Source organism: Lentilitoribacter sp. Alg239-R112 (assembly GCF_900537175.1).
Taxonomy (GTDB): domain Bacteria; phylum Pseudomonadota; class Alphaproteobacteria; order Rhizobiales; family Rhizobiaceae; genus Lentilitoribacter.
Window position 1 is genome coordinate 1,350,216 of the sequence record NZ_LS999833.1, and the last position, 12,106, is coordinate 1,362,321.

14 protein-coding genes are annotated in these 12,106 nt (G+C 44.1%); 3 read left to right on the forward strand and 11 right to left on the reverse strand.

The annotated features are described in order from the left end of the window. Window positions 1-2: 2 nt before the first annotated feature. Entirely contained in the window at window positions 3-1,124 is a 1,122-nt protein-coding gene (gene ald, locus G3W54_RS06960; protein WP_162652364.1) for an alanine dehydrogenase, read from the reverse strand. A gap of 140 nt (window positions 1,125-1,264) precedes the next feature. On the opposite strand from ald, the gene G3W54_RS06965 reads away from it, so the two are divergent. Next, window positions 1,265-1,729 (forward strand): Lrp/AsnC family transcriptional regulator, encoded by a 465-nt coding sequence (locus tag G3W54_RS06965; RefSeq protein ID WP_162652365.1) that lies wholly within the window; start codon window positions 1,265-1,267, stop codon window positions 1,727-1,729. Between the two features lies 1 nt (window position 1,730). Here the strand turns inward: G3W54_RS06965 and G3W54_RS06970 are convergent, their stop codons facing one another. Beyond that, window positions 1,731-2,015, reverse strand: a complete 285-nt coding sequence (locus G3W54_RS06970; RefSeq protein ID WP_162652366.1) for an HlyU family transcriptional regulator — start codon at window positions 2,013-2,015, stop codon at window positions 1,731-1,733. A gap of 85 nt (window positions 2,016-2,100) precedes the next feature. Here G3W54_RS06970 and G3W54_RS06975 point away from each other — a divergent pair, with 85 nt between their 5' ends. Both G3W54_RS06975 and G3W54_RS06980 read left to right on the forward strand, forming a co-directional pair. Then, window positions 2,101-2,553 (forward strand): GNAT family N-acetyltransferase, encoded by a 453-nt coding sequence (locus tag G3W54_RS06975; protein WP_162652367.1) that lies wholly within the window; start codon window positions 2,101-2,103, stop codon window positions 2,551-2,553. A 69-nt stretch (window positions 2,554-2,622) separates the two neighbouring features. Continuing rightward, window positions 2,623-3,210 carry a hypothetical protein gene (locus G3W54_RS06980; protein ID WP_162652368.1) on the forward strand — a complete coding sequence of 196 codons (588 nt, stop codon included), beginning with the start codon at window positions 2,623-2,625 and terminating at the stop codon, window positions 3,208-3,210. On the opposite strand, the gene G3W54_RS06985 is transcribed toward G3W54_RS06980, so the two are convergent. The 9 genes from G3W54_RS06985 to nuoN form a co-directional block, all read right to left on the reverse strand. Beyond that, window positions 3,197-3,736, reverse strand: a complete 540-nt coding sequence (locus G3W54_RS06985; RefSeq protein ID WP_162652369.1) for an AAA family ATPase — start codon at window positions 3,734-3,736, stop codon at window positions 3,197-3,199. The genes G3W54_RS06980 and G3W54_RS06985 overlap by 14 nt on opposite strands. Window positions 3,737-3,765: 29 nt before the next feature. Next, window positions 3,766-4,494: an ABC transporter ATP-binding protein gene (locus G3W54_RS06990; protein ID WP_162652370.1), complete on the reverse strand. Its 729-nt coding sequence runs from the start codon at window positions 4,492-4,494 to the stop codon at window positions 3,766-3,768. Between the two features lie 6 nt (window positions 4,495-4,500). Further along, entirely contained in the window at window positions 4,501-5,772 is a 1,272-nt protein-coding gene (locus G3W54_RS06995) for a lipoprotein-releasing ABC transporter permease subunit (RefSeq protein WP_162653600.1), read from the reverse strand. Window positions 5,773-5,802: 30 nt separating this feature from the next. After that, the gene (gene proS, locus G3W54_RS07000; protein ID WP_162652371.1) at window positions 5,803-7,131 is read right to left on the reverse strand and encodes a proline--tRNA ligase; all 1,329 of its coding nucleotides are present in this window, start codon (window positions 7,129-7,131) and stop codon (window positions 5,803-5,805) included. Between the two features lie 381 nt (window positions 7,132-7,512). Next, window positions 7,513-7,782: a DUF1467 family protein gene (locus G3W54_RS07005; protein WP_162652372.1), complete on the reverse strand. Its 270-nt coding sequence runs from the start codon at window positions 7,780-7,782 to the stop codon at window positions 7,513-7,515. A 14-nt stretch (window positions 7,783-7,796) separates the two neighbouring features. Then, the gene (mce, locus tag G3W54_RS07010) at window positions 7,797-8,201 is read right to left on the reverse strand and encodes a methylmalonyl-CoA epimerase (protein WP_162652373.1); all 405 of its coding nucleotides are present in this window, start codon (window positions 8,199-8,201) and stop codon (window positions 7,797-7,799) included. Window positions 8,202-8,209: 8 nt separating this feature from the next. Next, window positions 8,210-9,883 carry a ribonuclease J gene (locus G3W54_RS07015; protein ID WP_162652374.1) on the reverse strand — a complete coding sequence of 558 codons (1,674 nt, stop codon included), beginning with the start codon at window positions 9,881-9,883 and terminating at the stop codon, window positions 8,210-8,212. A 20-nt stretch (window positions 9,884-9,903) separates the two neighbouring features. Continuing rightward, window positions 9,904-10,617, reverse strand: coding sequence for a biotin--[acetyl-CoA-carboxylase] ligase (locus G3W54_RS07020; RefSeq protein WP_162652375.1), 714 nt, complete (start codon window positions 10,615-10,617; stop codon window positions 9,904-9,906). A 38-nt stretch (window positions 10,618-10,655) separates the two neighbouring features. Continuing rightward, complete coding sequence (gene nuoN / locus G3W54_RS07025) at window positions 10,656-12,095, reverse strand: NADH-quinone oxidoreductase subunit NuoN (RefSeq protein ID WP_162652376.1); 1,440 nt, start codon at window positions 12,093-12,095, stop codon at window positions 10,656-10,658. Window positions 12,096-12,106: the final 11 nt, after the last annotated feature.

The window sequence follows — 12,106 nt, forward strand, 5'->3', positions numbered from 1 at the left end:
AACTATGCAACGTTGCGCACAGCTTCTTCTGATGGAAGCAAATCATAATTAAGTGCTTCAGCAACCGCCTGGTTAGTGATCTTGCCTTTGTGAGTGTTCAGACCTGCGCGTAAGTTAGCATCTTCGGCAAGAGCAGCTAGACCTTTATCTGCAAGGGCCAAACCATGTTGCAATGTTGCATTGTTAAGTGCATGTGCAGATGTGATAGGAACAGCGCCAGGCATATTCGCAACACAATAGTGCACAACATCATCAACCACGTAAGTTGGCTCTGAGTGTGTTGTTGCTTTTGAAGTCTCAAAGCACCCACCTTGGTCAATTGCAACATCAACAATAACAGCACCGTTTTTCATGCCGGACAACATCTCGCGTGTGACTAATTTAGGAGCCGCTGCACCTGGAATAAGAACCGCGCCAACAACGATATCAGCCGAGAAAACTTCATCTTCAAGAGAATCAATTGTTGAGAAACGTGTGTGAATTGCGCCATTGAAAATATCGTCAAGTTCACGAAGACGTGGAAGCGAACGATCCAAGATCGTTACGTCAGCACCTAAGCCAACAGCCATTTTTGCAGCATTCAAACCAACAACGCCACCGCCGATGATTGTAACCTTCGCAGGAAGAACACCCGGCACACCGCCAAGAAGAATACCACGACCACCATTTGCTTTTTGCAAGCCTGTAGCACCCGCTTGAATAGCCAAACGACCAGCAACTTCTGACATCGGCGCAAGCAACGGAAGACCACCACGATTGTCGGTCACAGTTTCATACGCTACAGCTGTACAACCACTGTCCAACAAGCCTTTTGTTTGCGCTGGATCTGGAGCAAGGTGAAGATATGTATAAAGCAACTGATCATCACGAAGTTGCGTATATTCAGATTCCTGAGGTTCCTTCACCTTAACGACCATATCGCTCTGTTCAAATATATCAGAAGCAGTAGCAACAATCTTCGCGCCCGCTGCCTGGTAAGCAGCGTCATCGGCGCTAATGCCAAGGCCAGCACCTGTTTCAACGATCACATCATGACCATGAGCTACATATTCACGAACAGAACTTGGTGTTAAGCCAACACGATATTCATGGTTTTTAATTTCTTTTGGGCAACCTACACGCATAACGTGATCTCCTCCGGGTTAAATTGAATTAGTCGGATTTAATCATTAATCGTTTGGTGAATCCTTGAAATTTGAATTGAAATTATCACGATTTTCGAATAATATTCGAATTTTTAACTTAATAACTAGGGAATATTCGAATGAACGATCTTGATACTGTGGATATCTCGATATTGAGAGTCCTCCAAAAAGATGGACGAATTTCCAACGCTGCACTTGCTGATGCTGTTAACCTTTCACCATCAGCATGTTCCCGTCGGGTAGATATACTTGAAAAAAAGGGAGCGATTAAAGGCTATCAAGCACGACTTTCCCATCGTGCATTAGGTCATAAGATGATGGTTATCGTTCATATCTCACTATCAGGTCAATTCACAAAAACTCTCAAAGAATTTGAATCTGCAGTAAAGCGTTGCCCGAATGTATTGGTTTGTTATCTTATGTCAGGAGAATATGACTATATATTGCGCGTAGCTGCCAAAGACCTTGAAGATTATGAATATATCCATCGGGACTGGTTATCTGCCCTGCCCCATGTTGTCAAAATCAACTCAAGTTTTGCCTTACGAGAAATCGTTGAAAGACCAAATGTAGGTCTTTCCTAGATCATTGTTGAAAAATTCGATCACCAAGTTGATCAATCATCTGCTTACCCTTGTGCATGGCGAATTCATCGGCTTGGTCTTTAGTCGGAAATAGATCAGCACGAATAAACTTATGTTCCAGCATTTCACCGTTCACTTCCTTCGTCACCGATCCGGCAAGGCGAAATTGTCCAGAGTCGGAAATAGGTTCGGCTGTGATAACAAACCCTTCGTACTCCTCTGTCGCCGCAGGAGCGTTAGCGCCGCTTGTATCGCCGCCAAATAATCGTTTTAAGAAACCAGCCATATCACTCACCTCAAACTGTCATGATTTTGTTACATTATTTTACAAGAAACTTCGCACACCCGCTAGCCCTTTTCAGGAGAATGTCATGCAAAGTCAAATAGCAGTTCGACGCGCTACTTTAACAGACCTTGATCAATTTGTACTATTACTTCAAACACTCAGTGCAGAAAAAGCGCTTTCAAATGCCAAACTTATGCAACAAAGGTGGGAAGAACTCTTAACCTTTAACGGATCAAGCGTTTTTGTCGCCGAACAAGAGGACCAACTATTATCGACCTGTACGCTTATAATTGTTCCAAATCTCACACGCAGCGGGCAACCATATGCCCAAATTGAAAACGTAGTAACATTAGAATGCGCGCGAAATCGGGGGTTTGCGCAAGCCACATTAAATGCAGCGCTTGAATATGCTTGGTCAAAAAACTGCTATAAGGTGATGTTACTTTCCGGAGGAACAAACAGTGAAGCACATCAATTATATAAGAAAATTGGCTTTACTTGCGATAAAATTGGCTTCCAAATCCGCCAGAATGTCTAATATCAATATTTCAATTTTACTTTTGGGACTACGTAAATTGAATGGTTATCAAATTAGTTGGAGTTTTTGATGCTGCGAACCTTTTTGTTAATTCTCTCCTTGGTTTTTGTTTGCCATCAGGCTTCTGCACAAAATCGGACAGATAGTGAATTCAGCACAGAACAGATTTTTTCGGTTGCAACAGGCGACTGGAACAATGACGAAACGCCAGATGCAGCCATGATCATGGTGACGAATGAACACCAATTTGATCTTCTGATCTATCAAAGTGACAAACAGCAAAGATTAAAACTACATTCGCATATGCCTGATTTTGTATGGGGGTCTGATGTAATGTATGGCCAAGAGCCATCTGTAATAGCGCTGAAAAATGGTTCGATAAACGTCACATCCCAAAATTCGGCTATTGGGCGAAACCGATGGGAACAAAACCTGACAATTGCCTATAGAGGCGGTGAATTTTTGGTCGCTGGTTTCTCCTACTCTTATTATGATACGCTTGATGTTGAAGCAAATGGTGGCTGCGATCTAAATCTGTTAACTGGCAGAGGCACAGTAGATGATTTGCCAATAAAACTTACTATCCCTGCCCCAACTGTAAAAGACTTCGCAAAATTCAATGATATATTGATCGAAACCTGTCTCAAGACCGAATGAACACGTGACCTAAAACAAAATCAGTGCGCTCATCGACCGTTAATTTGGGTACGAAGATCAATTCGTACCCAAATTGTTCATAGGTTTTGATCAAAAATTGAAATTCATTGACTGCTTCAGTGTAACCTTTTCGTCGTTCGTCATCCTCTTCATAAATCTCCAACCATGGCGGCACCAAAAAGACACGGCGTTGAAAACGCATTTGCTTTAAAAGGTTTGTAAGTTTCTCTGGAGTTGAAAGTTTTAACTGGCATAAATAAGCGTATAGATCGACAATTGAGCGATCAATAAAACTGATGTCTTCTGAATGTATTTGCATTCTCAGATCTTGCTCAACAAGTTCTGCAGCCAACAATGCAAACTTTTGAGGGTTCTTCCAAGGAAGTCCATCGCTATCTCTAGCTATTTCAGCTTTAACGATCCGCCGACCGGCTTCTTCAATAACGGGAAACCCGCGAACCTCCATCCCCTTTAGGAGAGCAGATTTTCCGCCACCAGAACAGCCTGATAAAATAAATGGCAACATATGCCACACCTATAGTGATTAGATGATCGCTAGATCTCAATCAGAAGACCATCTCTTAATGTCACACAGCGATCCATACTTCTTGCCAATTCATGATTATGAGTGGCAACCATTGCTGAAAGGCCAGATTGCTTTACCAGCGCTTCGAGCGCCTCAAAAACATATGATGCTGTTTCCGGGTCAAGATTTCCGGTTGGCTCGTCGGCCAGAAGCACGCTTGGCGCATTCGCCACCGCACGCGCAATGGCAACACGTTGCTGCTCACCACCAGACAGCTCCGAAGGCCTATGGGTAATACGATGCCCAAGCTTAAGATAACCAAGTAATTCGACAGCGCGTTGCTCCGCCTCAGATTTATCTAACCCATTTATAAGTTGGGGAATAACCACATTTTCAGCTGCGGTAAATTCCGGAAGAAGGTGATGGAACTGATATACAAATCCTATACTGTCACCTCTAACTTCTGTACGCCTCTCGTCACTCAGCTCACCACATGAAGTGCCATCGATTATGATATCACCTTCATCGGCCCGCTCAAGCAATCCAGCAAGATGTAACAAAGTGGACTTTCCTGCACCCGAAGGGGCAATCAACGCAACCGTCTCGCCACGGTAGAGTTTAAAATCCACACCATTGAGAATATCGAGCGTTTCCTCGCCTTGTTGATAACGACGCTTTACGCCAATCATTTGCATAGCAAGGTTCTCAGCATTTCCTGATACGGAATTGTTTTCTGCTATTTGGCTTAATTCATTCATGAGTAATTACTCGTATCGCAAGGCTTGAACTGGATCAATTTTTGATGCGCGCCAGGCCGGAATCAGAGTCGCCAAAAATGTCAATACAAACGCCATGATAATAATTGAAACCGTCTCGCTAACATCCATATCGGCTGGCAACTGGCTTAAAAAATATAGTTCCGGATCAAACACTGTTGTTCCAGATAACCACGAAAAGAACTGACGGATATTCTCGACATTTAGACAAACCAATACGCCAAGCGCCACGCCTGCACCTGTTCCAGCAACGCCAATTGCTGAACCTGTCATAAAGAAAATGCGCATGACGGAACTTGAAGTTGCACCCATTGTCCGCAAGATCGCAATATCCCTTCCCTTGTCTTTCACCAACATAATAAGGCCCGAAATAATATTTAGAGCGGCGACGAGTATGATCAATGTGAGGATCATAAACATAACATTACGTTCAACTTCAAGTGCCGAGAAAAACGTACGATTGCGTTGCTGCCAATCTGTTATGAATATTTGACGTTCAACAGATGCTTCAATAGGTTGGCGATAATCATCAACCTTGTCTGGATCATCAATAAATACCTCAATTGACTGAACTTCATCATCTGAATTGAAATAAACCTGAGCTTCTTTCAGCGGCATATAAATAATCGATGAATCATATTCAGACATTCCGATCTCAAACACGCCAGAAATGGGATAAGCTTTTACCCGTGGCGTAACACCAAAAGGCGTTACATCTCCTTCCGGTGAAACAAGTGTTATATCATCACCTACAATAAGCCCAAGAGATTCAGCCATACGCGAGCCAATGAGAACACCATCTCCAGCGGCAAAACTGACTAAATCACCGGCAATTATATTTTTAGAGACCCAATCAAGGCGCGTAAGATCATCCATACTCACACCGCGAACCAATGCACCGCCACCTGCTCCGCCGTTGCCTGAAGCCAATGTCTGGCCTTCAACAGTAGGGATTGCCATTTGCACACCCGTTACAGCTTCAATGCGTTTTGCCAGATCCAGATAATCATTCAATGGAGCATCAATCGGCTGAACAATCATATGGCCATTTATACCAAGAATTCGATTAATCAGCTCTGCGCGAAAACCATTCATCACCGCCATAACAATGATCAAAGTAGCAACGCCCAACATAATTCCGGCAAATGAAAACCCTGCTATAACAGAAACGACTGTTTCCTTTCGGCGAGAGCGAAGATAACGCCAAGCAACAAGCCGTTCAAAAACACCAAATGGTTTTGCTTTTTCAGAAGTATTCATTTCGTCAGCCAAAGAGTGATCGCCTTTAGTCTATTTACCTGATGTCAGTTTGTTAATTGCTGCTTCAATTGTTAGATTATCGCGCTCCCCGGTTGCGCGAGACTTAAGCTCGACTTCGCCATTTGCAAGACCGCGCGGCCCGACAATGATTTGTTGTGGGACACCGATAAGGTCAGCGGTTGCAAACTTTCCACCAGCGCGCTCGTTGCGATCATCCAATAAAACATCAATCCCAGCTTTTGATAGCTCAGAATAGATCTTCATAGAGGCTTCGTCACAAGCTTCATCGCCCACTTTCATATTAATAATTCCCGCATTAAAAGGCGCAACAGAATCAGGCCAAATAATTCCATTTTCATCATGAAACGCTTCAATGATGGCGGGAACAAGGCGCGTAGGGCCGATACCGTATGACCCCATATGCACTGGGTGTTCGCGCCCATCTGGCCCCATCACCTTAGCACCCATAGCTTCTGAATATTTGGTTCCAAAATAGAATATGTGCCCAACTTCAATACCACGAGCAGATACTTGCTCTGCGGCATCAATTTTTGCGAAGGCATCCATGTCATGCATTTCAGACGTTGCTGCGTAGGACGCAGTCCATTTGTCAAAAATACCCTTCATCTCAGCGTGGTTTGAAAAATCAATATCTTCCGATGGGATATCAAAATCTAGGAAGTCTTTATGACAAAAAACTTCTGACTCGCCCGTGTCAGCAAGAATAATAAATTCGTGACTTAGATCGCCACCAATTGGTCCAGTATCTGCCTGCATGGGAATTGCCCGCAAGCCCAAACGATCGAAGGTACGCAAATAAGCAGCAAACATTTTGTAGTAAGCAAATTCGGCACTTTCTTGGTCGAGATCAAATGAATATGCATCTTTCATAATAAATTCACGAGAGCGCATGGTTCCAAAGCGAGGTCTAATTTCATCGCGAAACTTAGTCTGGATATGATAAAGGTTAAGCGGCAGTTCTTTATATGAACGCACATAAGACCGGAAGATATCTGTGATCATCTCTTCATTGGTCGGACCATAAAGCATCGCCCTATCCTGACGGTCGGTTATGCGCAACATCTCCTTGCCATAGTCATCATAGCGTCCGCTCTCTTCCCACAATTCAGCAGATTGCACCGTGGGCATTAGACACTCAATTGCACCGCTACGATCCTGCTCTTGGCGTATAATCGTATTGACCTTATCCAAAACGCGTTTACCCAACGGAAGCCACGAATAAATACCAGCAGATTGCTGCCGGATCATACCTGACCGAAGCATGAGGCGGTGAGAAACTATCTCAGCTTCTTTTGGGTTTTCTTTCAAAATTGGTAAAAAATACTGAGAAAGGCGCATTCGAAATCCATCGATTTTTGAGGTTTGTTAACGAGGTGAAATTCCAACTGGAATCATTACCTACCTATTAAGAAACACTTCTAGCCCTTTACCTGCCGTGAGGAAAGAGCAATCACAAAATGCATGCATCTTTAACAGGAACGGTTAGGAGTTGAATAAATTTTGTCTGATTAAAATTTTAACGTGACAAAAAGACCTAGTTGGTCTACGTTGCAAAAAAAATGAGGCACAAGTGTCATAAATGTGTCCAAATCGCGATCAAGTCTTGGGAGGATTAGATCTCGGGCGCGCTTAGAGCGCTGCCACCGGCCGACGGTTAGGGATCCGCGACAACTTCATGGCAAGGCTTTTAGCCTTGCTTTTTTATTGGCCCTATCAAAATCATCCAAATTTCGGGAGGAAGGTAAATATATCTTCAAAACTTACCCCGAACACTTCAACAGTGATGTAAAAAATTGCAAACATCGCACTCGCAACAATACTATTTATGATGATGATACGTCCAAATTTTGGGTCAGACGGTGCGCTTTTTACAGTTCCCAGTGTTACATCACCAGATTCTGCCTGAGACTTTCCTGTAAAAGGAAGTACTAAAAACAATGTGATCCACCACATGATGAAGTAAATTGCTAGATAGGTTGTAATGCCCATAATTTGGCTTTCGTTTAAACTTGTTCTAACTCAATTAAAGTGCCGGTAAAATCCTGCGGGTGCAAAAATAACACAGGCTTACCATGCGCACCTATCTTTGGTTCACCACCACCTAAAATACGAGCTCCTTGATTAATCAAGTGATCGCGCGCAGCAATGATATCATCAACCTCATAGCAGATGTGATGCATGCCACCTTTCGGATTTTTTTCCAAAAACGATGCAATGGGCGATGTATCATCAATAGCTTCTAACAACTCAATTTTACTGTTGGGAAGCTCTATGAAAACAACAGTCACACCATGTTCATCCAAACGTTGGCGCTCAGATACTTTTGCATTTAGCTTATCGGCATATTGCTTTATGGCAACATCAAGATCCGGCACAGCTATCGCCACATGGTTTAATCTGCCTAGCATAATGGCTCCTAAATCTTATCTACAAACACAGTCGCAATGGGCTTCTTTCCCCACTCTTCTCTTACAGCAGCACGTATGGCGCGTCGAACGGATTCCTGAACAAGTGCGAGGTCCTTTCGACGCACGCGCGGAATACTCTCTACCGCACCAATAATAGCGTCAAAAATCACATCATCAATCTCATCACCTGCGCTGTCATATTCAGGCAGACCAAAGCTACTTACCATCGGGTCACGATGGAATTCATGCCTGCTATTGAGCAGAACCTGAGCGCTAACATGACCGGCGAAAGAGAGCTTGCGACGAGCTGAAATGCCAAGTTCATCATAATCACCTATGAATCTTCCGTCTTTGTATATCCGGCCGCTTGGCGCATTGTCGATCACTTCTGGTTCACCAGGTGCCAAGCGAAGCATGTCGCCATTACGAACATGTGGCACATGCGCAATACCATGCTCACTTGCAAGTTTTGAATGCGCGGTAAGGTGAGCTGCTTCACCATGCACAGGCACAAGTATTTCAGGGCGCACCCAATCATACATCTGTTTCAATTCATTGCGGCGCGGATGGCCAGAAACATGTATCGGCAATTCGTCAGAATCCTCTACAATTTCAATACCCATCTCTATCAGGCTATTTTTAATGTTTAAAATTGGCTTTTCATTACCTGGGATTGCACGTGCAGAAAACACAACTCTATCGCCTTTAGATAGTGCAACATGGCGCATCTCATCACGAGAAAGCTTAGCGAGTGCGGCGCGGGGTTCGCCTTGGCTACCTGTCATAATGATAACGACTTTGTCACGAGGAATAAAGCCAAACTCATCCTCTTCCAAGAAGTTTGCAATCCCTTCCATTAAACCAACTTCACGAGCAACAGAAACAACGCGCTTAATTGAACTACCCAAGAGCAAAACATCTCGTCCTGCACCTTCAGCCGCCTTTGCGATTGAACGAATACGACCAACATTTGATGAGAACGAGGTGATCGCCACGCGCCCAGGTGCTTCTTCAATCACATTGCGCAAGTTTGCACTTATTGACTGTTCAGTTGGTGATGCCCCTTCCCGCATAGCATTCGTGGAATCGCACATGATGGCCAATATGCCCTCATCACCCAACTCTCTAAATCTGTTCTCGTCCGTCAACGGCCCAAGCGACGGCGCATGATCAATTTTCCAATCACCGGTATGGATAGCTTTGCCGAGCGGTGTCTTAATAGCAAGTGAAAGAGGTTCCGGTATTGAGTGATTAACCGCAATCGCTTCAATTTCAAATGAACCAAGTTCAAACTTATCACCGGCATTAAAAAGCGTAACTGGAATTTCTGATCTCGAGCGTTCATATGCGCGCTTGGCTTCAAGCATACCGGCAGTAAACGGAGTTACGTAAACAGGAACCTTTAAAAGTGGCCAAAGCTCATTTAGCGCTCCATAATGATCTTCATGGGCATGGGTAATGATAATAGCTTTTAAGTTATGTCGCTCTTCCTCCAAAAAACGAATATCTGGTAGAACCAGATCAACACCTGGGAGCTCATGATCTGGAAATGTGACGCCGCAATCAACCATGATCCATTCTCGATTTTGGGGTGAACCATACCCATAAAGAGCCAGATTCATACCAATTTCACCCACGCCTCCCAGCGGCAGGAATACAAAATCTTCACTATGCTTCGTCATCACAATACTTTCATACAGAATTACTTATCAAAAAACACGTCACCTGCGGAGATCTCAACGCTCTCTCCATCATCTTGTCGCAAAATCAGATTTCCGTTACCTGCCAAGCCAACGAACAAACCGTCCAGCGTTCGCCTAGGTAAATTGACTTTAATACTCTTGCCGATGCCAGCAGCCTTTTCAAGCCAAAGCTTACGTATAACGGCTATGCCATCGCTTTGTTTCCAAATATCAAGAACTATTTGCATCTCAGAATATAATTGAGTGAATAACTCCTGCGGAGAAACAGACGCGCCAAGTGAATTGATGGAAATCGTAGGGTAAAGACTTTCCTCAGGATGATGAGCAATGTTTACGCCACACCCAATGATAATCGCACGCTTACCATTAACGAGTTTCTCGGTCTCCAAAAGAATTCCGGAAACCTTAGCACCATTGATCAGAACATCATTTGGCCATTTTATCTGAGAGCGCTGGGCGCCCATTGGCAAGACCCGATCTATTGCCCTGCTCAACGCTATGGAAACAGCAAGCGGCAACGCCGAGAAGTCGGTTGATATATCATCCTCTAACAAAAATAGGGACGCATACAAGTTTCCAGGTTCAGAAACCCACGCCCGGCCACGACGACCGCGCCCGCCAAGTTGCCTATTAGCAGTGACCCACAACCCACCTTTTTCACTAGATCTCGCATGTTCTAGACAAATATCATTGGTGGATGAAACGTCCGCCATCTCCAAATGACGCCATTCATTCAGGTGTGCATTGCTGCTCAGAAGAAAGTCCTAGCTGCAACATCAGCAGCTGTCCCAATACTTCCGCCTACAAGAACATAACCAAGAACGAACAACCCAGCTAAACTATAGACCAACTTCAGCTCACCTGCGACAGGAACAAACTCATGTTTGGATTCATCGAACCAAACAATCTTAACTATGCGGAGGTAATAATAAGCGCCGACAACTGACGCCAAGACCCCAGTAACAGCAAGTGCATAGAGTTCTGCTTCTATAGCTGCAACAAACACAAAATACTTACCCCAGAAACCAGCAAGAGGTGGAATACCTGCGAGCGAGAACATGAAGATTGTCAACATCACAGCCATGGTCGGATTGGTTTTCGACAGGCCTGCTAGGTCACTAATATCTTCAAGCGAATCTTCCTTTGTACGCATTGCCAAAATACAAGCAAATGTTCCCAAAGTCATAATGGTATAAATAACCATGTAAAGAATAACGCCCGATACACCAGTCATAGTGCCCGTGGAGAGGCCAACAAGCGCATAGCCCATGTGACCGATTGATGAATATGCCATCAAACGTTTGATATTGGTTTGTCCAATTGCTGCAAAGGCACCAAGAACCATTGACGCAATTGAGATAAAGACGACAATCTGCTGCCATTCAACAGTTATGGTTTGGAACGCCTCGATCACAAGACGAATCATGATCGACATAGCAGCGACTTTAGGTGCAGCTGCAAAGAACGCTGTCACTGGTGTCGGTGCACCTTCATAAACATCTGGTGTCCACATATGAAACGGTACCGCAGAGATTTTGAACGCGATACCAGCTAGCACGAACACAAGACCGAAGATAAAGCCAATTTCTGGTTTACCACCGGCAAGAGCCGACGCGATTTCGTCAAAGCCAGTATACCCCGTATAGCCATAAACCAAGGATGCGCCATACAGCAATATGCCAGACGACAATGCACCCAGTACAAAATACTTCAGACCGGCTTCAGTCGACTTCTGATTATCACGGTTAATTGCTGCGATAACATATAAAGCAAGAGATTGCAGTTCCAAACCAAGATATAGCGCAATAAGGTCATTGGCAGATATCATCAACATCATACCGACAGTGGCTAACAATATAAGAATTGGAAACTCGAATAACTTAGTTTCATCATTATTCTGATGGCCAATAGCCATAATGAGAGCAATACCGGAACCGCCTAGCGCCAGTATCTTCATGAAACGTGCAAATGGATCAGAAAGATATGCGCCGTTAAATGCTTCACCTTCCTTAAAGAAGAAGACCAGCAAGATTGCAGCGATAATTAAAAGCGCGACCGAAAGTTGATTAACAAGATTATGTGCTGCTTTGCCGCCGTAAACGCCAATCATGAGCAAAACCATAGCACCACATGCCAAAACAAGTTCTGGCAGAACGTTTTGCAGGCTAGCTGTAAGGATCTCAGGAGTCATATGAGTAGTAT